The sequence below is a fragment of the Ectobacillus ponti genome (genome assembly GCF_024294785.1).
In the GTDB taxonomy this organism is placed as follows: Bacteria; Bacillota; Bacilli; order Bacillales; family Bacillaceae_G; genus Ectobacillus; species Ectobacillus ponti.
Window position 1 is genome coordinate 1 of the sequence record NZ_JANCLT010000002.1, and the last position, 24275, is coordinate 24275.

The following is a 24275-nucleotide window of genomic DNA, read 5'->3' on the forward strand; positions in this document are numbered from 1 at the left end:
GGCCGATCACCCTCTCAGGTCGGCTACGCATCGTCGCCTTGGTGAGCCGTTACCTCACCAACTAGCTAATGCGACGCGGGTCCATCTGTAAGTGACAGCCGAAGCCGCCTTTCCATCCGAGACCATGCGGTCTCAGAACGTATCCGGTATTAGCTTCCGTTTCCGGAAGTTATCCCAGTCTTACAGGCAGGTTACCCACGTGTTACTCACCCGTCCGCCGCTGAGCCCCGAAGGGCTCCGCTCGACTTGCATGTATTAGGCACGCCGCCAGCGTTCATCCTGAGCCAGGATCAAACTCTCCATAAAAGTGTTTGTCTAGCTTCAAAAAATAAATGTTGACGTTTTGTGTTTTGTTCAGTTTTCAAAGAGCTGTTTTCTTGCTGACAAGATATTATCTTACAGCATCCCATCACATTTGTAAACATCTTTTTAAAACTTTTTTCGCCAACCGACATATCAGCGGCGGATTTACAATATATCATACCACAGCAATCCTTGCAACCTCCTGCCTTCAGGAAATATAAGGAATTCCAAAGACAATTTGCACCTACTGGGACAGCTGCTCTGCAGCAGCCAGCATGTTTTTAATTGTTTCGTTTAACTCATCATCACCCTTGGCATCCGCGTTTCTTCTATTGGAAAGTAAAATAACATATGTTTCTCCATCGGATGTAAAGCTGTTGAAGGAATCCCAGCCGCTCAAAATCCCCTGCACATGATACATGGCATCGACGTAGAAGCTATAGCCATACGTACTGTCAACTGCAGCCTCCCGCTCAGAAACAGGAGTGAACATCTGCTGTACACTGCCTTCTGACAAAAGCTTGCCGGACAGCAGCGCTTTATCAAGCAGATAAATATTGTGCGTTGTAGAATACATATCCCCACAGCCATACAGCGTTGAAAAATCAAGTGCGCTGGTCAGCTCATTTTTGCCATCCTCCATGGTATAGCCTTTGGCAAGAAACTGATCATATCCAAAAATGCGCCCTGTTCCTGTTTCCCCCATGCCGGCCGGCTGGAAAATGTGCTTTTTCAAATAGCCCGAAAGCTGTTCGCCGGACAGCTGCTCAATGATATAGCCCAGCACCATATAGTTGCGGTCCGAATACGCCCATGCAGTCCCCGCTTCAGCAGCCGGTGCCAGCTCACCAATGGACATGGCCAGGCTGCGCGGAGAAGAATAATCAAGCTCGCCTCCTGTGGCTGCAATACCGGCAGTATGGGAAAGCAAATCAGAGATTGTAATGTTCCGGCTCTCATCAAAAGAAGAAACATACTGATGCACATTATCAGTAACCTTCAGCTTGCCCTGCTCCTGCAGCTGCAAAACAGCTGTCGCCACCACCGTTTTTGTCAGTGATGCCACGTAAAACTGCGTGCGTGCTGTATTCATGGTTCTATTTGCAAAATTTGCATAGCCGTAGCCTTGATCCAAAAGTGTCTGTCCTTTGTTGATAATCAGCGCAGAGCCATTGAAATCATTGGCCTTCAGCAGTTGGTCAATTTTCTCGGCAAGCGCGTTGTTTCCTTGCACCGGCTGCACCCCGTCTGACACAGATGGCGCAGCATACACATTCTGCTCTCCTTGAAACAAGGCAAGCAAGCTTCTATTCATAAACGAACTGCTCTCAAACCCTGCCGCATCCGGCGTATACACTGAAAATCCTGCCGCAAGCAGCGTGCCCGCCAAACCCGCCCGCAGAAATTGATATTTTCTGGCCGCCCATCCCGTTCTCTGTTTCATACAAATCTCCCTCTCGTGTTCTGAATGATTTGCCGGCCTATGCCGTCCCGCAAATCTACGGAGGAAATTGTGGAGCCCTGACACATACAAACCGTTCCTCCTGCTTCTAACAAGAATGATAACGGGGGATGCTTAACATTCTCTTAATGAACTTACATACATCCTGTCCGATTATTTTCTATCCTGAGGGGGACGAGTATACACTGGCTGTGACACGAAAAAAGCAAAAAAGGAGGATGGCCGTCATCCTCCCTTTCTTATATTCACACGCGAACTGCTTCAGCAGATTTCTCCTTGCGCAGCAGCAGGATATAGTACACCGCGTAATACGCAAACATAATCATAAGGAAGCCTGATGACCAAAGCGTGCCTGTGCCAAAGTTCATCTCATTCATGTTGCCCGCTGCATACGCCGATGGGCCGCTGCCGTCAAACAGCCCCATGCTGTACATCCGGTAAAACCGGTATGCGAGCCGCCCCAGAAACAAAACGATGACCGCACTCCCAATCCAAGTATTCGGCTTATAGTACCGCCGCCCGCCATTCGTTTGATAGCTTGTCAGCCCCATCCCGTAATAAGCGAGCGCCCCGCCGATGACAATGCCGGCGACATCTGAGACAAGGCTTACCGGATGCAGCAGCCCCGATGACAAAAACATCAGGCCGATCAACAGGAAAATGATTGTGCGCACTCTCAGCTTGCGCGGGCTCAACAGCTGCCAGCCGATATTGCGGCGCACGCGCCGGTAAATTAAAAATCCAATGAGCAATGCGAGTATGGCAATCGAATAGACTTGCTGGTTCATTCTGACTCCCCATTTCCTTCTTTTCCCTTTACTATACACTCTTTCCTCCGCCTTGGAATGTGCCTTAAGGCAGATGTATCCCCCTCCTGAAGGCATGGTATAATTTACATATTCTTGAAGATACATAAGGGGGAGCAGCATGTCACGTATTTTATATGTAGAGGATGAAGCAGAAATCGGCCGTTGGCTGCAGCAGGAGCTGACGGAACGGGGCCACGATGTCACCTGGCTGACATCAGGCGAACAGGCGGAGCAATGGATCGGACAAGCGGACATCGTTGTGCTGGATGTCATGCTTCCCGGTTTGGACGGGTTCTCCATCGGAAAGCGGCTGAAGCAGGCCGCCCGTGATGTGCCCATTCTGATGCTGTCCGCCCGGACGGCCCTCGAGGATAAGATTGAAGGCCTCAGTTTCGCGGATGACTATATGACCAAGCCGTTTCATCCGGATGAACTGGCAGCCCGGATCGAGGTGCTGCTGCGGCGCTTCCAGAAGCATGAGGATACGCTGGAGCTTGGCCATCTCAAGGTATACATAAAGGAAATGCGCCTTGTAAAACAAGCGACGGAGGAGGAAATTCTCCTCACCGGCAAGCAGTATCAGCTGTTTCACTACTTTCTCCGCCACCTCAATCAGGTGCTGACGAAGGAGCAGCTGTATGAAGGCGTTTGGGGCGAGCGCTATATAGAGGGCGATAAAACACTGATGGTGCACATCCGCTATCTGCGCGAGAAGCTGGAGGAAAATCCGGCCAAGCCGGCAATCATTGAGACCATCCGCGGCATCGGCTACAGGGTGAAGCGATGAAGCAGTTTTTCCGGTCCCTGCTGGCAAGATATATGATGATTATTTTCACAGCCGTCTCCCTGCTGCTGCTGATTCAGGTCGGCTACGCCGTCCTTGGCACCATACTGGTAAAAACAGCAGAGCCGGGGCGGCAGGTCACCCTGGACTATGATGATATAGAGGCACGCTGGCACAGGGAAGCCGGGCAGCTGCAGCCGCCTTCACGGGAGAAGGTGCAGCAGCTGTTTGGCCGCTGGGAGAAGCAATTCCCGAAGGCCTCCATGTTCTGGATTGATGCTGGCGGCTCCTTGTCTGTCCAGGTGAACGTGAAGAGCCCATTGCCCGCCGCATGGACGCCTTCTTCCACAGCAAAATTCATGAAGGAGCACTACGGAGGGGACACCTTCACGGTTGTATCCTTCGCCGGGGCTGATGAAAGTCAGGGCTTCCTGGTGCTGGATATGCCGCGCTCCTACTTCCAGCCGCCGCTGCAGACCCTTCAGGAGAACTATGGGGAAATCCTGATGCTGCTGATTATCATCATTGTGGTGCTGTTCATTGTGGTGTCCCTTCTCTTTTTCCAGGGCATCCGCAAACGGCTCGTACAGCTGCAAAAGGCGATGACGCTGCGTGATGTGGACCAGCTGCCGCTCCCCATCACGATTCACAAACGGGATGAAATCGGCCGGCTGGAGCAGGCCTTCAACAAAATGGTGGGCGAACTGCGGGGAAGCAAGCAGCGTGAGCAGGCGGAAGAGCAGCTGCGCAAAGAACTCATCGCGAACCTGTCCCATGATTTGCGGACACCCTTGACAAAAATCAGCGCCCAGGTGTATTCCTTGGCGAAAACAACTGCGCCTGAAACACAGCAGGCGGTGCGTGTCCTGCAGACTTCCATTGCCGATGTCGACAGTCTTATTGAAAATCTCATGTCCTACACTCTGCTGATGGCCAGCAAGTACAAGAAGGAGAAAAAAGAGGTGGATATCATCCGGTACGTCCGGGAGCGGCTGGCTTCCTGGTATCCCGTGTTTGAGAAGGAAGAGTTCGAGATGGAGTTTGAACTGGTTCCATTCACGCAGCCCATCTGGTCAGTCGACCCTGTCTGGCTCGGCCGCATTCTCGACAACCTGCTGCAAAATGTGCTCCGCCACGCAAGCAGCGGCCGGTATGTGGAGGTGACGACAGAATCCACCGCCGCCTATGATGCCATTGTCATCGGTGACCATGGCGGCGGCATGAAGCAGCAATCCAATCAGAAGGGCGCCGGCATCGGCTTATCCATTGTGAACATGATGGTGAAAGGCTTGGGATTGGATTGGCAGATTGACTCCAGTGAAGAAGGGACAACTATTCGGATTCAAAAATATAAGTAAAGCGGGAGGCTGCCCCTATTTTCATATGGTGTCTGGCTGGCAAGAAACAATTCCTATTCACCCATGGCATATTCACCCGAAAATGCAGCGCTTGCCCATCCTCTTCTGTGAAGTAGACCATTGCCGAAACTCTTGATTGCAGCAGTGGTCTATTTCTTGATGGCGATTCAGAACTCTACTTTCGAATCATCCCGGCTTTTTTTAAACAAAACTTAAACTTCCTCCCCACCTCCTTTTAACCTTGCCGTCCTATGATAAAGATGGAGGTGGGGGAAGTGGAATACATTGTAAAAACAGAAGGATTAACGAAGACATTCGGCAAGGAAACAGCGGTTGCCGGTCTGCATATGAACATACCGAAGGGTGAAATATATGGATTTCTGGGGCCGAACGGAGCCGGGAAAACGACGACGATCCGCATGCTGCTGGGGCTGGCGAAGCCGACAGAAGGAACAGTGCGCATCTTCGGCAGGGATTTGCAACAGGAACGAATTCAGATTTTGCAAAAGGTCGGCTCTCTTGTAGAGAATCCTTCCTATTACCCGCACTTAACCGCCTATGAAAATCTGGAGGCGCTGCGGAAAATCCTCGGTGTCCCAAAGGCGCGAATTGATGAAGTGCTGGAGCTGGTGCGCCTGACAGATGCCGCCCATAAAAAGATGAAGGGCTTCTCACTCGGCATGAAGCAGCGCCTGGGCATTGCCGCTTCCCTGCTGCATCAGCCCGAGCTGCTGATTTTGGATGAACCGACAAACGGCTTGGACCCGCTCGGCATCATTGAAATGCGCGAGCTCATCAAGCGGCTGCCGGCCGAATATGGCATGACGGTGCTGATTTCCAGCCATTTGCTTTCTGAGATTGATCAGATGGCGACCACTGTCGGCGTTGTCACCAAAGGGAAAATGATTTTTCAAGACTCTATTGCCGCCATGCGGCAGCTGGCGAAGCAGCAGGTATCCCTGAAGGTCAGCAGCAGTGAACGCGCCTGGCGCTCTCTGCTGGCAAAAGGCATGAAGGCTGATTATGAGGATGGGCTGGTCCGCTTGGCTGCACCGACAGACGAAATGGTGGCAGAGGCGGTTTCCCATCTCGCAGGGGATGGCTTCTCCATTTACCGGGTGGAGGAAGAAAAGCGGTCCTTGGAGGACATCTTCCTGCAAATGACACAGGGAGGACAGCTCGTATGATGGGACAGCTCTTACGCGCCGAGCTGCTGAAGCTCAGACGAAAAGGCTTTTGGTTCTTGACATTTCTGGGGCCATTCGGTGTAGTCGCGCTGCAGATGGTGAACTATGGCATCCGGAAGGAGTATTTACTTGGGCAAAGCGAGAATGATTGGAGCTATTACGTGTCAAATGTACACTCCTTTACCCCGCTTGCGCTTGTGTTGGGAATTGTCATCCTGACCTCGTTCACCGCGAGCATTGAGGATGAAACGAATGCCTGGAAGCAGCTGCTTGCCCTGCCGGTTTCCAAGCTGCAGGTGTATCTGGCGAAATTCACGGTGCTGGCCGGGCTTCTGCTCTTGTCCTCCTGCTCCCTCATGCTGTTCGCTTTGATTCACGGCACGCTGTTGGACCTGGGGACTTCTGTTCCTTATATGGAATTGGCCAAGTACAGCTTCTATCCATACTTTGCCGCACTGCCTGTGCTGGCGCTGCAGCTGTGGGTCGCCACCGTAAGCCAAAACCAGGGAGTTCCGATTACAACCGGCATTGTCGGCACCATCCTTACCTTTTCGGCCTTTGCGCTGCCGGACTGGATGCCGTGGAAGTGGCCGACGCTGATGAATCAGTGGAAGGAGCCGCTTGTGAATGTCTGGATGGGCATTGGGGTCGGTCTCCTCTTATATATGGCCGGCATGCTTGATTTCACGAGAAGGGATGTAAAATAAATGCTGACAATTTTGCAATCTGAATGGTTGAAGCTGCGAAAATCCAATATGACGGGCATTCTTTTTGTCGGCCCGCTCATCGGGCTTTGCATCGGCCTTGGCGCCGACTTGCCGGCGGGTGAAGGCATGAATGAGTGGCAGATGACAGTGCTTGTCATGAACCTGGGCTACGCCCTGCTGTTTCTGCCGCTCATCACCGCGGTGCTGGCCGGCCTTGTCTGCCGCTATGAGCATCAGGCAGGCGGCTGGAAGCAGCTGCTTGCCCTGCCGGTGACAAGGGGCAGCGTGTTTCTCGCCAAATATGTGCTGCTGCTGGCATTGGCGCTGTTCATGCAGCTCCTGTACCTCGCTGTCATTTATACGGTCGGCACCATGAAGGGCTTCACAAGCCCCTTCCCAAGCGAAGTAATTTGGAAAAGCATTCTCGGCGGCTGGGTGGCGGTTTTCCCGCTGATTGCCCTGCAGCTGTGGATGTCCATCCTGTTCAAAAGCTTTGCCGCACCGTTTGCGGTGAATGTCATGTTCACGCTGCCGGCCATCCTGGCCATCAACTCGGAACGCTTCGGGCCATTCTACCCATGGGCGCAGCCCTTTTCCATGATGTATATCGGCGAGGGCACAAATGATGTATTTTTCATCCCGTGGGAGCAATTGCTGACGGTTGTCGGCGGCAGCTTTCTTCTGTTTTTCATCGGGGGATATGTGCACTTTCAGCGGAAAGCGGTGTGAAGGGTTGGCAGATTCCAGGAAGGGGACTCCGCAACAAGAGGCGGTTTTCGAGAATCGGGTTGCTTCTGTTGCGCAGCCCGCAGACGTCTTTACGGCTGCGGGCTGCGCTGTACATATATGATGTGTCCGCCAGAAGAAACCGCGTTTTGAAAAATACTGATTGTGAAAATAGCTACTCCTATTTTCAATTCAAAAACAAACGCAGCAGAAATACAGAAAGAATCCCAGCCACTACAGTACCCAATAAGCTGCGTGTGAATATAGCCACCGCAAAAGTCGGCAATGCAGCGAACAGTTCAATGTTTTTCCCGAAATGTGCAAGCTCTCCGTCTGACATAAGCAGCTCTTGCCCCACCAGCGCCGCCATGACCGCGACCGGCACATAGTTCAGCCATCGCATCCCCCAGTCAGGCAGCTGGACACGGCTCAGGAACACAAGCGGAAGCACCCTGGGGATACAGGTGACAAGGGCTGACCCTATAATAATAATAAAAACAGACCATCTTATTTCCATCGTTCCACCACCATTCCTACTGTTGCCGCAGCGATTGTAGCTGCAATGACGCCTAAGCTTCCGGACGAGACCAAGCTCACGCCTACCCCAATGATAACGGCACTGCTTGCAACAATGACATCCACAGCAATTTTTCTGCGGCCAATCATCAATAGAACAAGAAGGCCGATAAACATGGCCGGCAGCGCAAAATCAAGTCCAAGCTTTTCGGGATTGGTAATCCACTGTCCAAAAAAACCTCCGGCTGCAGTCGCTGCGATCCAATTCAGATATGCTGTTATATTTAAGCCATACATCCATTTTTCACTGATGCGCTTCTTGCTGGCTGTCTGGCTGATCGCAACGCCAAATGTCTCATCTGTCAGCAAAGAGCCTATGAACATATTCTTTAAAGGCGTAAGATGGCGAAAATAAGGTGATAAGGCCGCGCTCATTAAAAGATGGCGAAGATTCACAAAGAAAACCGTAAAGACAATCGCAGCAGCCGAACCATTTGCCGCAATCATCCCGGCCGCGATAAATTGAGCGGAACCGGCATAAATCAGTACACTCATCAGCGTGATTTCAGCTACGCTGAGTCCTGATGTTTTGCCGACAACACCAGCAGCAAACCCAATGCTCAAATACCCCAATAAGGTGGGAATGCAATCCTTACCCCCCCGGAGAAAGCTTTCTTCCCTGATTTCAACCCCATGCTGTTGGATTTGAAGATTCTCTTGCATCATTCTCCCTCTTTCTCTATCTATGTTGTATCTTTCGTTACTCACTCGGATAATGAATGACCATGAAGCATTTGACGGTGGAGGAACCGGAATTTCGGTATACATGAGGCCGGTCTGCTTGGAAATGAATGGAGCTGTCCTGCTCCACTACATATATTTCTTGCTCCAGCAAAATTTCTAAAGTGCCTGCGGAAACCATAATGTATTCTTCCATTCCTGCATGATGAGCCTCTGATTCATGAATGCATCCTGGTTCCAGCACGATGGAAAACATCTCGAATTGTTTCTTAGGATGAAAAGGGAACAAGGAATACACACGGTATTTCCCGTCGTCCTCCACGATGGGGTCCACAGTATCTGTGGAAACAATTGTAATAGAGGGTGCTTCTTCTTTAATCAAGGAAGAAAAGGACAACCGCAGTCCATTGGCAATCTTCCAAAGGGTTGTTACGGTGGGATTGGACTCTCCTCTTTCGATTTGTCCCAGCATCGCTTTGCTGACCCCTGTCATTTCAGAAACCTTATCCAGACTAAGACCACGCTCTTTTCGTATTCGGGATAGGTTCTTGCCAATACTCAGGTTGATTTGGTGCATACCGGCCTCCGTAAGAATAGAATCATGTGCGTTATAGCATACATTTGATTATTATATCATACAGAATAAAAAAACGGGTGTCCATATGTATGAATTGAAATCCAATTTTCAGCCCGCTCTTTTCCCTCCTATGGGTACATGATTCGGCAGGATGCTTCGCTTGAAAATAGAAAAACTGCACTAAGCTATGCCCAGTGCAGTTCTATGAATGCTGAAAAAAATTTTAAGGAAAGGCGTAAGGTTACACTAGATCGCCTCTGTATCCAGCTTATGCTCCCGCTCGACGAAAATGATGCCAAGCTCATGATGCTCGCCGGCAAACAGCCCGCGCCGGACGTTGCGCAGTTCGCCGTCCGTATCCAGCACGTCAATGGAGCAAAATGCGCCGGAGGTATTCAACTGCAGCGCTTCGTAAAACTCTCGCGGACTGGCGGGCACAGTGCCGTTGACCCGCGTAATGATTTCTCCGGCCTTCAGACCCAGCTCCCGTGCCGGCGAGCCTGGAATGGTATCCAAAATGGTCAGCCCACCGTTTCGCGCCTTGAAATAGGCAGGCAGCTTGTCATCCTCCAGCCGCTCGCGCACCATGATGGTAAATCGGCCCAGCATGGCAATGCCTGCCGCCGCCACTGCAACGCCCGGCAGCCAGTAGCTGGCCGCTCCCAGCAGCAGGACAAGCAGGCCAAGTCCGGCAACGCGGCGGCCTGTGTATGCAATTGCAGCGTGCGGCAGCATGCCGCGCACGGATCTGGCAAAGCCGATGCCAAACGGCACAAGGAACAGAGAGAAGGTCTCCGCCCCTGTATGGATGACCGGCCACCAATCGAACAGGCGTGTAAGGGCTTCCCCCGGCACCGGCACGAATACAGGCACGAACCAAAACTTCTGAATCACGTGCACACCGATCGGCAGGCCCCGTTTTCCTTTCCAAAGCCGCGGCGTCGTCTCATCAGCCGCTTTTCCCGCAATAAGCAGGCCCTCCGCCAGCAGCAAAAGCCCCATGAGAACAGCCAGCGCCGTTAAGCTTGTCTCGCCGCGGTCCTGCAGCCATGTATCCAAAGCTGTATTCGTTTTGATGCTTGGGAGGAACAAGAACAGCAGTGTGGTGAAACCCAGGCTGTAGGCCGGCGATGCAAAGCGGAATTGCAGCAGCAGGGCAAATACCGCCGTCCACAGGGCAATCAACAGCAGGCTTGCCGTTGAAAGCACGATGCCTGCTACGACCATGACCGCGGAAAGAAACAGCCCGAGGCCGATGCCTGGAAGCAGCGAACTTTGCAGCTCGCGGCCGGACGGATACACCTTAGAATGAAAATCATGCCGCTCCCGGCTGACCCGGAGCCTGCCGGCCAGCAGATTGGCGATGATAAAAATATATAGGACCGGGTGCAGCAGGAACCGCCCGACTCCCGCCGCAGCTTCCCATAACCAGTTTTCCAAAGGACCCCCGCCTCCTTCTTGTCATTTTCGCTCATCTATCATAGTTCTATCATGAAGCAGAAAAAAAGTATACAGGCGTACCTGTATACTTTCGACAAATCTTACAATATCCCTGTCTTATTTTGCCACCAATTTCAGCGCTGCTTCGAGCTGCAGATCATTGTCGCCGGAGCGGATTTTATCAATGATTTTATTCTGCAGCATCTCGGCTGTTTCCTTATCGATTTCGCCGGTTTCCTTCAGCTTGTTTGTCTGCTGGAAGGCCTTCACGGCTGCTTCGGTTTCCTTGCTGAAGTAGCCATCCTCGCGCCCCGGCTCGAAGCCAAGGTCCTTCAGCAGCGTCTGGGCATTCTTAATTTGCTCATTGTTCATGTTGTAGGCCAGCTTCTTTTCAAACTGAATCGGCGCCGCATAGTAGTACGCCGGCTGCTTCACTTCATATGTCGGCATGATGCCTTTCTTGTGGATCCAGTTGCCGTCCGGCGTCAGCCACTTGAACATCGTCAGCTTGATGTTGCTGCCGTCCGGAAGCGGAACAGCCTGTTGCACGGTTCCTTTTCCGAAGGACTTCACGCCGACAAGCGGATAGTTTTCGGCTTCCTTCAGGGCTCCAGCCAAGATCTCGGAGGCCGACGCGCTGCCGTTATCGATAAGCACAGAGATTGGATATGGCTTGCGCTCCTTCAAATCCGTATAATACTTATCCTTCTTGCCTTCGCGGTTTTCCACCTGCAGCATCGGCTTCTTGTCTGTCACGAGGAGCTTCAGAATGTCCTCCACGCTCGTCAGGTAGCCGCCCGGGTTTCCGCGCACGTCAATGACAAGACCCTTGATGCCCTTCTTCTCGAGCTCCTGCAGCTGCTGCTTGAACTCCTTGGCTGTATCCTCGGAGAAGGAGGTGATTTGAATATAACCGATATCCTTGCCGCTTTCCTGCTTCACGGAGCTGAACACTGTCAGCAGCGGAATTTTATCGCGTTTGATTTTAAAGGTGAGTGTATTGTCCACACCCGGGCGCTTAATTTCCAGTGCCACAGTCGTGCCCTTTTTGCCCCGGATTTTCAGCACAGCTTCCTCACGCGTTAGGTCCTTCACGCTTTTGCCGTCCACCGTCATAATTTGATCATTGGGCTTCAAGCCTGCTTTTTCTGCCGGAGAATCCTTGATCGGTGATACGATGATGAGCTTGCCGTCTGTCTTGTTCACTTCGGCGCCAATGCCCTCCAATGTGGAATCAAGGGATTGCTCAAACTGTACAGCTGTCTGTTTGTCCATGTAGGTGGAATACGGATCCTCAAGTGTGCCGAGCATACCTTGAATGGCGCCCTCCACCAGCTTGTCATCCTTGACATTCTCGACATACTTGGAGTCGATGAGGTCATAGGCCTGACGGATTTTCGCCAGGTCGTCCTCCTTTGTCTCTGAACTCGATTGATATGGGAAGCTGCCCTGGGCCAATGCCTGCCCATACAAGTACCGGAATCCGGCATATGTGCCGCCCGACCCGATCAGAAACGCCACAATAATAAGAATAACAGCTGTTCTACGTTTCAATGCGGAATTCTCCTTTCCTGTTGCTTCTATGTACGATGCCCCACGCTTTTGAAAAAGGCATCACACTCCTTGTGTGATGCCGTGCTCTAAGACTACTATATGAAAAGCTTGTACGAAATATGTTTTAAATGCGCAGGAATTTCCGGATGGACATGACACTGCCCAGCATACCCATGATGGCGCCGATCCCAGCCAGCAGCAGCGCAATGTACCACATGTACGGGTTGAACGGCAGCATTTCCAGCACGGTGCCCTCCAGCTTTCCTGTCAGGATATCATAGATAAAGCCATACGATGCCATTGTCAGGATAATCGGCACAATGGAACCAAGCACACCGAGGAAGAAGCCCTCAAGCAGGAACGGCCAGCGGATGAACCAGTTGGTCGCGCCGACAAGCTTCATAATCTGAATTTCCGTCCGGCGGGCATAAATGGTGATCTTGATCGTATTGGAAATCAGGAACATTGCCGTGAACAGCAACCCAAGAATCAAGCCGCCGCCGATGTAGCGGATCCAGCCAATTGCGTTAAACAGCTTTTCCACCTGGCCCTTGCCGTACTGGACGAGGCTTACATACTGCATCTTTTCAATTTTGTGAGCAACGGAAATCGTATCGCGCGGCTCCTTTGTTTTGACAACAAATACGTCCTTCAGCGGATTATCCTGCTCAAACAATTCAAAGGATTTGCCGCTCTCGCCAAAGCTCTTAATGACTCGCTTCAGCTCTTCCTCTTTGGAGGAAAACTTCACGGAATCGACTTGGCTGATAGACCCCAGCTGCGCACGGAGCTTTTCCTGGTCATCCTTGCTTGCTGCCGGGTCCACATGCACCCGGATTTCCACATCATTCTCTACCTTCGCCGTAAAGTGGTTCATATTCAGGATGACGGTCAAGAACACACCGACCAGCAAAAGCGTGATGGTGACCGCACTTACAGAGGCAAACGTCATCCAGCCATTGCGTGCCAGATTTTTCAGGCCTTCCCGCACATGGCGACCGAGGACTTTAGCTGTCATATCCATACCCTCCCTCAATCTCATCGCGCACAATCTTACCGCCTTCAATGGCCAGCACGCGGTTGCGGAATGTGTTTACGATATCTGCATTGTGCGTTGCCATAATAATGGTTGTGCCCTGCTTATTGATTTCTTTAAAAATCTCCATAATCTCCCAGGATGTATTGATATCCAGGTTTCCTGTCGGCTCGTCCGCGATGACAACCTGCGGCTTGTTCACGATGGCACGCGCAATGGCCACACGCTGCTGCTCGCCGCCGGACAATTGGTTTGGCAGCGCATCTGTCTTGTGGGACAGGCGGACAAGCTTCAATACCTCTGCCACCTTCTGGCGGATGGCGCTCTTCTCTTCCCCGATTACCTCCAGTGCGAACGCCACATTTTCATACACTGTCAGCTTTGGAAGCAACTTAAAATCTTGGAAAATAACGCCAATGCGACGGCGGAAATATGGAATATCCCGCTCCTGCATCGTCTCCAGCTGCATGCCGTTCACACGGATGGAGCCGGAAGTCGGCTTCTGCTCCCGGTACATCATTTTGATGAAGGTTGATTTTCCCGCACCGCTCGGACCGACGACATAAACAAACTCGCCCTGCTTGATGGTGACGGAAATCCCATTCACGGCCTTGGCGCCGTTCGGGTACGTCTTGTACACATTCGTCATTGTTATCATTACGGATCACCTAAGTATCATATATTTTTCGTTCGACATATTGTGCGAATATATAAATAATTTCCCCAAAATTCTACGCTTCATTTCCAGCTACGTTCTTCATTGTAACATCATTATTTTTCAACTTTAGATACATTTCTGTTACATTTATGTTACAAGAAAAGCGAAAGCAGCCCGCTTAGCCATCCGAAGGGAGGTTCCGGCTCCCCAGAAGCGCTTTTTGCAAAATAAAAAGAGGCGGCCGCCTGCGTTGCGTCACCTCTTCCTTGTCTCTTACTTCTTTTCAGCCAGCCAGGACGCCACTTTATCCACATCGCCGCCTTGGATGATTCCCTTCGGCATCGCGCCGCGTCCGTTTGTAATAATGTTCTTGATTTCATCTGCAGTATACTTGCTGCCAACCTTGGTCAGGTTTGGACCAACAGCGCCCTGCAGGTTTTCGCCGTGGCAGCTGGCGCAATTTTGCTTAAACACCTTATCTGCATCTCCGGCGCTTGCCGTTTGGGTGGAAGCGGAAGATCCGCTGCCGCCGGATGAGGAAGAGGTGCTCTTATCGCTGCTGCCGCACGCGCCGAGTCCGAGCGTCAGGACAGCGCCGAGTGCCACTACAAGAAACTTTTTGTTCATGCCTATGCCCCCTCTTGGAAATGTTTACATACCACAATTTCATTATAGACACTTTACTCACATTTGAAAAAGATTAAGCGCGCTTAAAGCCTTCCCCAAGCACCTCAGATGCATCGGTCACAATGACAAATGCAGCAGGATCAAGGGCTCTGACCAGTTGTTTCAATTTTGTGAACTCATTTTGCTGGATCACACACATCAGCACCGGCCGGTCATCATTCGTAAAACCGCCCCGTCCCGGCAGACGCGTCACACCCCGGTCAATCTCAAACAGGATGCCATTGCGCACTTCCTCTTCCTGATTGGTGATGATAAAGGCCATTTTGGAGCGCGAAAGGCCGACCTGCACGAGGTCAATGGTTTTGCTGGTGACATACAGGGAAATGAGTGCGTACATCCCGCTCTCCAAGCTGAACACGATGGCCGATGCCAGCACAATCATGCCATCAATGAGTGCTACACACAGCCCAAGAGACAGCCCCGTATATTTATGAACAATTTGCGCAGCCAGGTCTGTCCCGCCGGTGGAGGCCTTGCCGCGGAATACAATTCCAAGGCCCAACCCAACCGAAATGCCTCCAAACAGCGCACCCAACAGCGGATTTATTGTGGCCGGCGGCAAATCCTTGGACAAATACACCACGAACGGCAGAAAGATTGTGCCAACCAGTGTCTTCGCGCCAAACTGGCGGCCAAGCAGGACCACGCCCGCAATGAAAAGCGGAATATTGAATGCCCATTGGACATAGGCCGGCTCCCAGCCAAGCGTTGTAAACAAAATGGTACTGATCCCGCTGACTCCGCCCGAAGCGACTTTATTCGGCAGCAAAAACACATTGAAGGCCAATGCAATAATGGCTGAGCCGATTAAAATGTATAAGTACTCCAACACAAAATCAAGGGGTGTTTGCCTCAGACGGCTTGCTTCCCGTTTTCTTGCCATACGACATCCTCCCGAATCATCCCATTCTCTCTTTTTCTATTTAGCCTTCCCCAAAATCAAGAGATAGCCTTGTCTTTTACGAAAAAGCAGCCGGGTGCTTGTTATTTTCCGGCTTTTTACAGCAGGTGTGTACCTTGCTATGATAAAAGCAGCACTTCCACAAAAAAAGAGAAGCTGCCCCACGCAACTTCTCTCCCCTGTTCTCCTCCAGAGATATAAGAGCAAGTTCCTTCCAAGCATTCCTCTTTGTAATAAAAGCCGGCCAAGAGCCGGCTTTTTTCTTGAGCTTTTTGGCGGCCGGCTCTTGGCCGGCTTCGCTTTTCTTTATGTCTAGCTACGGGGACTGGCTTCCTGCCAGGAAGCCGAGCGAGTCCCCTCCGCTTTTTCTTAGGCCATCTTAGATCGCAGGTAGGCGTCGATGAAGACATCGATGTCGCCGTCCATGACCGCCTGCACGTTGCCCACCTCTGTGTTGGTACGATGGTCTTTGACCATGGAGTACGGGTGGAATACGTAGGAGCGGATTTGGCTGCCCCAGCCGATTTCCTTCTGCTCGCCGCGGATTTCATCCAGCTCGGCCTGCTGCTCATCCAGCTTCTTCTGGTACAGCTTCGCCTTCAGCATGTTCATCGCGCGCTCACGGTTTTTGATCTGGGAGCGCTCCGTCTGGCAGGTTACAACCGTGTTCGTCGGAACGTGCGTAATCCGGACAGCGGAGTCCGTCGTGTTGATGTGCTGGCCGCCGGCGCCGCTCGCACGGTAGGTGTCAATTTTCAAGTCTTCTGTGCGGATTTCGATTTCAATCGTGTCGTCGAACTCCGGCATGACCTCACAGGATACGAAGGACGTATGGCGGCGGCCCGAAGAGTCAAACGGCGAAATACGGACAAGACGGTGTACGCCCTTTTCCGCTTTCAGGTAGCCGTAAGCATTGTGGCCCTTAATCGCCAGCGTGACGCTCTTGATGCCCGCTTCATCGCCCGGCAGGTAATCCAGTGTTTCCACCTTGAAGCCGCGCTTTTCAGCCCAGCGTGTATACATGCGCAGCAGCTGGGAACCCCAGTCCTGGGACTCAGTTCCGCCGGCGCCCGGATGCAATTCAAGGATGGCATTGTTTTTGTCATATGGCTCGTTCAGCAGCTGCTGCAGCTCATATTCGTTCATTTGCTGGGTCAGCGCCTTGACTTCCAGCTCCAGCTCATTCTTCATGTCCTCGTCGTACTCTTCCTTCAGCAGCTCATGCGTCAGCTCCAGGTTCTCGTAGCTGTCATGCATATCCTGGAACTTTACCACCTGCTCTTTCAGTGCGTTGACTTCATTGATGACAACCTGGGCCGCCTTCTGGTCATCCCAGAATGTCGGGTCCAGCATGGTCTCTTCTAGCTCAGTAATGCGGGATTGCTTATTACCGAGGTCAAAGAGACCCCCTGAAGTCCGCTAATCGCTTAGCCATTTTCTCTAACTCTTGTCGAATCTCTGTCAATTCCATTTCCTTCACTCCTACTCATATATGCAACAAGGGAAACTCCCCCGTCCAAGACAGCCGGGAGAGTCTCTTCGTTTTATTGTATTATCATTTATTTTCCAACGCCATGGCAGCTTTTATACTTTTTGCCGCTGCCGCATGGGCATGGGTCGTTCCGGCCGATTTGGTCGCCTTTGGCTGCAGGCTTCTTCTTGACGTCGCCCTCTTCCTTCGGGTTCACCGCCTGGCCGCGCGCCACCTCTTGGCGCTCCAGGTTGCTTTCGATCTGGGCGTTCATGATGTAGCGGGATACCTCTTCTTCAATGGAAGAGATCATCGCCTCAAACATCGCAAAGCCTTCCATCTGATACTCGCGCAGCGGGTCAATTTGGCCGTATGCACGCAGATGGATTCCCTCGCGGAGGTGATCCATGGCATCAATGTGGTCCATCCACTTGGAGTCAACCGCACGCAGTACAACCACCTTTTCAAATTCGCGCATCTGGTCGTAAGGCAGTGCTTCTTCCTTCTCGTCGTAGCGCTGCTTGACCTTCTCCATCACCAGCTCAACGATTTCCTCCGGAGCCAGGCGGCGCAGCTCTTCCTCTGTCACCGCACCCTCATGGATAAGGTTTGCCTCCAGATAGTCGATGAGCGCCCGGATGTTCCAGTCTTCTTCCAGTTCATCAGCCGTGTGGGCTGCCACAGCGCGCTGCACCGTACCAAGCATCATGCCCTCTACAATTTCACGCAGGTTTTCGGATTCCAGCACATCCTGGCGCTGCTTATAGATGACCTCGCGCTGCTGGCGCAGAACATCGTCGTACTGCAGCAATTGCTTACGCGCATCGAAGTTGTTGCCCTCTACGCGCTTTTGCGCGGATTCAACCGCACGGGATACCATCTTGCTCTCAATCGGCTGGGAGTCATCCATGCCGAGACGGTCCATCATCGCTTTCATGTTGTCAGAGCCGAAGCGGCGCATCAGCTCATCCTCCATGGACAGATAGAACTGTGTCACACCCGGATCGCCCTGACGACCGGAACGGCCGCGCAGCTGGTTGTCGATCCGGCGGCTTTCATGGCGCTCTGTGCCGATTACCGCCAGACCGCCGATTTCACGGACACCTTCTCCCAGCTTAATGTCTGTACCGCGGCCCGCCATGTTGGTTGCGATGGTGACAGAGCCTTTTTGGCCGGCATTTGCGATAATGTCCGCCTCGCGCGCGTGGTTCTTCGCGTTCAATACGTCATGCTTGACGCCTTTGCGCATCAGCATGTTGGAAATCAGCTCGGAGGTTTCAATCGCAACCGTGCCGACAAGAACTGGCTGGCCGTTCTTATGGCGTTCCACGATTTCCTGCACAACCGCATTGAACTTGCCTTCCATTGTCTTGAAGATCAGGTCAGGGCGGTCGTTACGCTGAATCGGGCGGTTTGTCGGAATGACCAGCACGTTCATGTTGTAAATGTTGCGGAACTCCTCTTCCTCTGTCTTCGCTGTACCTGTCATACCGGACAGCTTTTCGTACATGCGGAAGTAGTTCTGGAACGTGATTGTCGCCAGCGTCATGCTTTCATTTTGAATTTCCACGCCTTCTTTTGCTTCAATCGCCTGGTGCAGGCCTTCGCTGTAGCGGCGGCCCTTCATCAAACGGCCTGTGAACTGGTCTACGATGACAATTTCGCCTTCCTGTACCACGTAGTCCGTATCACGGTGCATGACCACATGGGCGCGCAGCGCCTGGTTCAAGTGATGCAGCAATGTCACATGCTTCAGGTCAAACAGGTTTTCAATGCGGAATGCTTTCTCCGCTCTTGTCATCCCTTCTTCCGTCAGCAGCACATTTTTCGTTTTTTCATCATAGGTGAAATCTGTATCCTTGCGCAGCGTACGCACGAATGCATTGGCAAATACGTACAATTCAGTGGACTTCTCTGCTTGTCCGGAGATGATCAGCGGCGTACGCGCTTCGTCAACCAAAATGGAGTCCACTTCGTCGATTACCGCATAGTGCAGCGGGCGCTGTACGCGCTGCTCCTTGTAAAGCACCATGTTGTCACGCAAATAGTCGAAGCCCAGTTCGTTGTTTGTGCTGTACGTAATATCAGCCGCATATGCTTCCTGCTTTTCTTCGCGGGACATGGAGTTCAGGTTCAAGCCGACTGTCAGCCCGAGAAATTCGTGCAGCTGGCCCATTTCATGCGCGTCACGCTGCGCCAAGTATTCGTTGACCGTCACAACGTGGACGCCTTTTCCAGTCAGCGCGTTCAAGTACACCGGCATCGTGGATGTGAGGGTTTTCCCTTCCCCTGTCTTCATTTCAGAGATGTTGCCCTCATGCAGGGAAATGCCGCCCATGATCTGGACCGGGTACGGGCGCATGCCAAGCACGCGCGTGGATGCCTCGCGCACAACCGCAAACGCCTCGGGCAGCAGGCTGTCCAGAGCCTCCCCTTTTGCCAGGCGCTCCTTGAATTCCGGTGTTTTCGCCTGCAGCTGCTCATCCGTCAGCTTCTCGAATTGCGGGCCGTATGCTTCCACCTGTTCAACCAGCTTCTGCATGCGGTTCAGCTGGCGCTGATTTGGATCAAACACCTTTTTAAGAATGCCTATCATGAAATACCGCTCCTCTTTTACGTAAGTGTAGGAATGCTGTGTGTCCATATATGAAAAGATATTGCATCTTTTTTCTCATAGAAAGAATGGGACAAGCCGAATAGACTTAATTATAATTGTAACACTTTCCGGGCAGATGTGACAACAATGCAATCAGAAAGAGCGCAGCCCCGGGGGCCGCGCTCTTTGCTTACTTCGCTTCAATTAAGCCGTATGTGCCATCCTTGCGGGAGTATACGACATTTGTTTCATTTGTTGCGGAGTTGGTGAAAACGAAGAAGTTGTGGCCGAGCATGTTCATTTGCAGAACCGCTTCCTCGATATCCATCGGCTTCAGATCGAAGCGCTTTGTGCGCACAAGCTCGATTTCGTCCTCATCGTGCTCCTCCACCGCGACCGGCGCTTCCGGCGCAGCGAACATCATTTTCGCAGATCCTTTCTCACGGATCTTGCGGTTCACTTTTGTTTTATGCTTGCGGATTTGCCGCTCTAATTTATCAACAACAAGATCGATAGCTGCGTACATGTCTGTGTTTGTTTCCTCGGCGCGGAGCATGAAGTCCCGGAATGGGATATTAACCTCCACGCGCTGGTTGTCAGCATATACCTTCAGGTTGACTTTCACTTCCGGGAAGGTGTCAAAGTAGCGCTCCAGCTTGCTGAGCTTCTTCTCCACATATTCTCCCAATGCTGGAGTTACCTCAATGTTCTCACCGCGAATGTTGAATTTCATAGATGAACTCCTCCTTTCAAGCTATGTATACTGTATTCGACGCAGGTGTCGAATATCCCTTCCGGCCTCTTGAAAAAAAACTGGCCGGGCATCCTGGAGCGTGTGCTGCTGATGATGAAAGGGAGTCGTATTTACACTATTATTATATCCTTTTCTTTCACGTACAAACTGGGAGAAATATGAATAATTTATTACAATAAGGGGGACAAAAAGAAAACCGCCCAATCCGGGCGGTGCAGCTTGTGTCGGCTGAATTACAGCTTGCGTACGTTAGCAGCCTGAGGTCCGCGTGTTCCTTCCACGATGTCGAACTCCACCTCTTGGCCTTCATCCAATGACTTGTAGCCTTCATGCTGAATAGCAGAAAAATGTACGAATACATCGTCCCCTTCTTCGCGCTCAATGAATCCGAAGCCTTTTTCTGAGTTAAACCATTTTACTTTTCCTTGCATGTTCATTCCATTCCTTTCAATCTTAAACTGTATGGGACAACCCATATTTTTACTATACAGGATGATGCAGGGCAAGTCAAAATGCCTTCATCCTCTTTTTCCGCGCAGCTTCGACAGTCAGCTTCGACACAGTGTCAGGGATTGGACCGAGGCTGCGCCGTGCTCCCGCAGCAAAGCGGCAAGCTGCCGCAGGGTTGTTCCCGTCGTGTATATGTCATCCACCAGCAGAATATGCTCCCCCCCAAAGTCGCGGCTTCCCTCCAAGCGGAAGGGAGAAGCACCCTGCAGCCGCTCCAGCCGCGATTTCTTGCTTTGCTTTTCCGTGTGGGCGCGGACGACGGCAGCCAGCTGCGGCACCGGCAGCCGCGCCGCCAGAAGGGCCGCCTGATTAAAGCCGCGTTCCCGCAAGCGCTCCCCGCTGAGCGGCACCGGCAGCACCGCGGTGCTGCGGGAAAAATGGGACCGGAAGCAGCTGAGCAGCTCCTCCTGGAAGATTTCCGCCAGTACGGCATCACCCCGGAATTTAAAACGGGCCACTACCTCCTTCATCCACTCATCATACTCATACAGCGAACAGTTTCGCTGCAGGACGCTCCCCAGCTCCCCTTCCTCCCAGCGCACACAATCCATACAGCGGTTCTCCCGCTTATACTCAGCCGGCAGACTCTGCATGTCCCGGCCGCAGCAGGCGCACAATTGTCCAGAAAGCCGCCGGAGCTTGGACTTACACTCCGTACAAAGCACGGTGCACGAACCGCCCCGCAGCAGCGGCAGCCAGCCCGTTTGGGATGACAAGGGCGACAAGCAGAGCAAGCATTCCTTCACAGCAGCCCCATCTCCTTCGCCTGTCTGTTCATCCCCGCAATGTGGCGCTTGGCGGCTTCCTGCGCTTCTGTTTTGCCAAAATGAAAGAATACAACATCCCCAGCCGGGAACTTGGCATTTCTTCCGGCCCGCCCGGCAATTTGCACAAGGGCGCTTTCGGTGAACAAGCGGTCTTCCGCCCCCATCACCGCCACCTGTACATTCGGCACTGTCACACCGCGCTCCAGAATGGTGGTGGTCACAAGCAGGGGAATGTCGCCCCGTCTGAAGGCCGCCACCTTTTCCTTTCGTTGTGCATCCTCCGCATGCACGCCCGCGATGCGTTCATCCAGCCGCTGCAAAATGGCCGTGGCCAGCTCCACATAGCGGATATGCGGCACAAACAGGAACACGGGACGCTTGGCCTGCAAATGCCCGGCAGCCCAACGGAGCACACGGGCCGGCAGCCTCCCCTTCTTGACAAGCCGCTGCCAGTCCCCGCACCAGGCAAAGGACGGCACAGGAAGCGGATGGCGGTGGTAGCGCGCTGGAATGATGACGGCTTTGCGCTTGCCGCGTTTCACCTCCCGCTTCCATTCCTCATTGGGGGTGGCTGTCAGGTACACCATGGCGGACTGCCGCCGCCGGGCCCCCTCTAAAGCAAATCTTAAGGTTGCATCCGCAGAATAAGGGAAAGCATCGGCTTCATCCAGAATGACAGTATCAAACGCGCGGTGGTAGCGGAACAGCTGATGTGTGGTAGCAATAACAAGAGGGGCCCCCGCATCATGGTCCGGGGTGCCGCCGTACAAGGCGGCAATGGGAGTATGGGGAAAGACTTCCCGCAGGCGGGGAGCCAGTTCAAGAACAACATCCGTGCGAGGCGTTGCCAGGCAGACGCGCTGGCCGCCCTGCAGGGCCGCGGCAATGCCGGCAAACAGCATTTCGGTTTTGCCTGCGCCGCAAACAGCCCAAATGAGACAAGAGGTTCTTTGCTGTACAGCCTCCACGACAGCTTGTGAGGCGAGCTTCTGGCCCGGCGAGAGAGTGCCCTCCCAAACAAGCGTGCCGGGATTGCTGCAGCTTTCCTCTTCTCCGCTCCAGCGGACCAATGTGGTGCATGCGCTGACACGCCCCATGCTGATGCAATGGCGGCAATACGCGCAGGTTTTGCCGCAGCGGGCACATGGGAAAGAGGCAAAGCGGCTTTTGCTCTGGTTGCCGCAGCGATTGCACAGCCAACCCGCTCCTGCGGCCGCAAGTCCTTGCTCCAATACAACCTTGTCCTTCAATTCTTCCGGAATCCCTTCGTCCAGGAACCATTGTCTGCCGGCAAGCTTATGCATATCTTCCCTCCTTTTTCCGCCAGTGTAGCATGGGCAGGAGGCATTTGCACAACGTATAAAAAGCCGATAACCTGCGTCGATCTCGCAAGCCATCGGCTTTGATTCTAGTATTCTGCTTGTATGAAACTTACAGTCTGCCATATCCCGCGAAATGAGCGCGGTTGTAGGAGCTGTTCAGGTTGCCGTACGCGATGCCGTCATCGCTTGCGTGGATCATCATGCCGTTGCCGACATAGATGCCAATATGAGAGATTCCGGCTTTGTATGTGCCTGCAAAGAATACAAGGTCACCCGGCTGCGGGTTGCTTACCTTTGCAGCAGAGCTGTAGAAGCCTGCTGCCGTTTGACGGCCCACACCATATACATAAGAGATGAATCCGCTGCAGTCAAAGCCGCTTGGAGAAGCGCCGCCCCATACATATGGAACCCCCAGGTACTGCTGTGCCTTGCTTACCACACTTCCGTTTCCGCCGGTGGATGTGCCCATTGGAATGTTGACCGGTTTAGGTGCAACGGTTGTTTTGGCTGTGGACGCGCCGTCAGTCATAGTCTGTACGGCAAGAGCAGCACGTTCAAGTGCACGCTGCTGGCTCAGTTGCGTTGCCACAGAGGACAGCTCGGACACCTTCGCGAGGAAGCTCTCTTCTGCCTGGTCCACTAGATTTTGGCGCTGTTCACGCTCTGCGCTCAATGCCGCAAGAATGTTATCATGCTCAGCAAGCAGCTTGTGCAGTTCGGCATTTTTCTTTGCCAATTCGGCGCGCTGGCGCTCTACTTCATCCTGGTCACGCTGCTGCGCTTCCAGAATGCTCTTATCGGATTCAAAAATCATGCCGATGGAGCTCATGCGGTCCAACAGATCCGCGAAGCTTTTCGCATTGATGAGCAAATCTGCCACCATGTTTTCCTTTTCCTGTGACTGCAGCGTTTGCAAGCGCTTTTTAATTACATATTCGCGCTTCTTAATTTGCTGCTCAAGCTCTTCAATCTTCGCGTTCAGTTCAGCAATCTTTTGATCAGTAGCTGCGATGTTCGTTTTCAGCTCATCACGCTTCTTCTCATTTTCTTGAATAGATTTATCCATTTCAACAACCTTTGCTTTCGCATCAGCCACTGTCTGTTTCAAGTCGTCAACTTGCTTCTGTATGTCATCTTTCTCAGCCTGCAGCTGAGTGGAGTTCTTTTCCGCATATGTACTAGGTGCCATGGAGGAGAATATCATTAACCCTGCTGCTACGGCGCAGGAGAATGCTTTTACCTGTTTCATCATTATTTCACACCTTCCTTTTCACAATTACATTTATACCATAATCTGCAACGTTTTTTTTGAATGTTACAGACTTGTAAAACAAATGTAACATTGCGCTTGTAATATTTTGAAGATTTCGCGGCCTTATTGTAGCTCCGTGTAGGAAAAGGGGAGAAAT

Annotated in this window: 23 protein-coding genes and 1 rRNA gene; 5 read left to right on the forward strand and 19 right to left on the reverse strand. The window is 52.3% G+C overall.

The features are described from left to right. The 3 genes from NK662_RS03500 to NK662_RS03510 all read right to left on the reverse strand — a co-directional run. Nucleotides 1-306, reverse strand: a 16S ribosomal RNA gene (locus NK662_RS03500); the annotation flags it as partial. A 241-nt stretch (nucleotides 307-547) separates the two neighbouring features. Further along, nucleotides 548-1747 carry a serine hydrolase domain-containing protein gene (locus NK662_RS03505; protein WP_254757471.1) on the reverse strand — a complete coding sequence of 400 codons (1200 nt, stop codon included), beginning with the start codon at nucleotides 1745-1747 and terminating at the stop codon, nucleotides 548-550. A gap of 263 nt (nucleotides 1748-2010) precedes the next feature. Further along, the gene (locus NK662_RS03510; RefSeq protein WP_254757473.1) at nucleotides 2011-2553 is read right to left on the reverse strand and encodes a CcdC protein domain-containing protein; all 543 of its coding nucleotides are present in this window, start codon (nucleotides 2551-2553) and stop codon (nucleotides 2011-2013) included. A 139-nt stretch (nucleotides 2554-2692) separates the two neighbouring features. On the opposite strand from NK662_RS03510, the gene NK662_RS03515 reads away from it, so the two are divergent. From NK662_RS03515 to NK662_RS03535, 5 genes are all read left to right on the forward strand, one after another. Beyond that, the gene (locus NK662_RS03515) at nucleotides 2693-3361 is read left to right on the forward strand and encodes a response regulator transcription factor (RefSeq protein ID WP_254757475.1); all 669 of its coding nucleotides are present in this window, start codon (nucleotides 2693-2695) and stop codon (nucleotides 3359-3361) included. Continuing rightward, nucleotides 3358-4716, forward strand: coding sequence for a sensor histidine kinase (locus NK662_RS03520; RefSeq protein WP_254757477.1), 1359 nt, complete (start codon nucleotides 3358-3360; stop codon nucleotides 4714-4716). Before NK662_RS03515 ends, NK662_RS03520 begins: the two co-directional genes overlap by 4 nt. 275 nt (nucleotides 4717-4991) lie before the next feature. Then, nucleotides 4992-5903: an ABC transporter ATP-binding protein gene (locus NK662_RS03525; RefSeq protein WP_254757479.1), complete on the forward strand. Its 912-nt coding sequence runs from the start codon at nucleotides 4992-4994 to the stop codon at nucleotides 5901-5903. Then, nucleotides 5900-6610, forward strand: a complete 711-nt coding sequence (locus tag NK662_RS03530) for an ABC transporter permease (RefSeq protein ID WP_254757481.1) — start codon at nucleotides 5900-5902, stop codon at nucleotides 6608-6610. Before NK662_RS03525 ends, NK662_RS03530 begins: the two co-directional genes overlap by 4 nt. Beyond that, nucleotides 6611-7339, forward strand: a complete 729-nt coding sequence (locus tag NK662_RS03535) for an ABC transporter permease (protein WP_254757483.1) — start codon at nucleotides 6611-6613, stop codon at nucleotides 7337-7339. It begins immediately after the preceding gene. Between the two features lie 184 nt (nucleotides 7340-7523). Here NK662_RS03535 and NK662_RS03540 read toward each other — a convergent pair whose 3' ends face one another. From NK662_RS03540 to NK662_RS03615, 16 genes are all read right to left on the reverse strand, one after another. Beyond that, complete coding sequence (locus NK662_RS03540) at nucleotides 7524-7853, reverse strand: AzlD domain-containing protein (RefSeq protein WP_254757485.1); 330 nt, start codon at nucleotides 7851-7853, stop codon at nucleotides 7524-7526. Then, nucleotides 7844-8578: an AzlC family ABC transporter permease gene (locus NK662_RS03545; protein WP_254757487.1), complete on the reverse strand. Its 735-nt coding sequence runs from the start codon at nucleotides 8576-8578 to the stop codon at nucleotides 7844-7846. Before NK662_RS03545 ends, NK662_RS03540 begins: the two co-directional genes overlap by 10 nt. A 34-nt stretch (nucleotides 8579-8612) precedes the next feature. Next, nucleotides 8613-9170 carry a helix-turn-helix domain-containing protein gene (locus NK662_RS03550; RefSeq protein WP_254757489.1) on the reverse strand — a complete coding sequence of 186 codons (558 nt, stop codon included), beginning with the start codon at nucleotides 9168-9170 and terminating at the stop codon, nucleotides 8613-8615. Between the two features lie 246 nt (nucleotides 9171-9416). After that, on the reverse strand, nucleotides 9417-10610 hold the full coding sequence (locus NK662_RS03555; RefSeq protein WP_254757491.1) for a PDZ domain-containing protein: 1194 nt from the start codon (nucleotides 10608-10610) through the stop codon (nucleotides 9417-9419). 117 nt (nucleotides 10611-10727) lie between these two features. Further along, nucleotides 10728-12164, reverse strand: a complete 1437-nt coding sequence (locus NK662_RS03560; protein ID WP_254757493.1) for a S41 family peptidase — start codon at nucleotides 12162-12164, stop codon at nucleotides 10728-10730. A 124-nt stretch (nucleotides 12165-12288) separates the two neighbouring features. Beyond that, entirely contained in the window at nucleotides 12289-13182 is an 894-nt protein-coding gene (gene ftsX / locus NK662_RS03565) for a permease-like cell division protein FtsX (protein WP_254757495.1), read from the reverse strand. Beyond that, nucleotides 13172-13858 (reverse strand): cell division ATP-binding protein FtsE, encoded by a 687-nt coding sequence (gene ftsE, locus NK662_RS03570; protein WP_254757497.1) that lies wholly within the window; start codon nucleotides 13856-13858, stop codon nucleotides 13172-13174. The genes ftsX and ftsE overlap by 11 nt, the downstream gene beginning before the upstream one ends. Before the next feature lie 273 nt (nucleotides 13859-14131). After that, a complete protein-coding gene (gene cccB / locus NK662_RS03575; protein WP_254757499.1) occupies nucleotides 14132-14485 on the reverse strand; it encodes a cytochrome c551 in 354 nt (117 codons plus the stop codon). Between the two features lie 73 nt (nucleotides 14486-14558). Continuing rightward, nucleotides 14559-15428, reverse strand: a complete 870-nt coding sequence (locus NK662_RS03580; protein WP_254757501.1) for a YitT family protein — start codon at nucleotides 15426-15428, stop codon at nucleotides 14559-14561. 387 nt (nucleotides 15429-15815) lie between these two features. Continuing rightward, nucleotides 15816-16917 (reverse strand): peptide chain release factor 2 gene (prfB, locus tag NK662_RS03585; protein WP_254757503.1). Its coding sequence is split into 2 segments (ribosomal slippage): nucleotides 15816-16844 and nucleotides 16846-16917, totalling 1101 coding nucleotides; the frame shifts between segments, so codons are not numbered across the junction. Nucleotides 16918-17005: 88 nt separating this feature from the next. Next, entirely contained in the window at nucleotides 17006-19513 is a 2508-nt protein-coding gene (gene secA, locus NK662_RS03590; protein WP_254757505.1) for a preprotein translocase subunit SecA, read from the reverse strand. Nucleotides 19514-19703: 190 nt separating this feature from the next. Further along, on the reverse strand, nucleotides 19704-20246 hold the full coding sequence (gene hpf, locus NK662_RS03595; RefSeq protein WP_254757507.1) for a ribosome hibernation-promoting factor, HPF/YfiA family: 543 nt from the start codon (nucleotides 20244-20246) through the stop codon (nucleotides 19704-19706). A 254-nt stretch (nucleotides 20247-20500) separates the two neighbouring features. Beyond that, nucleotides 20501-20698 carry a cold shock domain-containing protein gene (locus NK662_RS03600; RefSeq protein ID WP_254757509.1) on the reverse strand — a complete coding sequence of 66 codons (198 nt, stop codon included), beginning with the start codon at nucleotides 20696-20698 and terminating at the stop codon, nucleotides 20501-20503. Between the two features lie 117 nt (nucleotides 20699-20815). After that, the gene (locus NK662_RS23525) at nucleotides 20816-21523 is read right to left on the reverse strand and encodes a ComF family protein (protein ID WP_254757511.1); all 708 of its coding nucleotides are present in this window, start codon (nucleotides 21521-21523) and stop codon (nucleotides 20816-20818) included. Next, nucleotides 21520-22848 carry an ATP-dependent helicase ComFA gene (locus NK662_RS03610; RefSeq protein ID WP_254757513.1) on the reverse strand — a complete coding sequence of 443 codons (1329 nt, stop codon included), beginning with the start codon at nucleotides 22846-22848 and terminating at the stop codon, nucleotides 21520-21522. The genes NK662_RS23525 and NK662_RS03610 overlap by 4 nt, the downstream gene beginning before the upstream one ends. 127 nt (nucleotides 22849-22975) lie before the next feature. After that, nucleotides 22976-24118: a C40 family peptidase gene (locus tag NK662_RS03615; protein ID WP_254757515.1), complete on the reverse strand. Its 1143-nt coding sequence runs from the start codon at nucleotides 24116-24118 to the stop codon at nucleotides 22976-22978. Nucleotides 24119-24275: the final 157 nt, after the last annotated feature.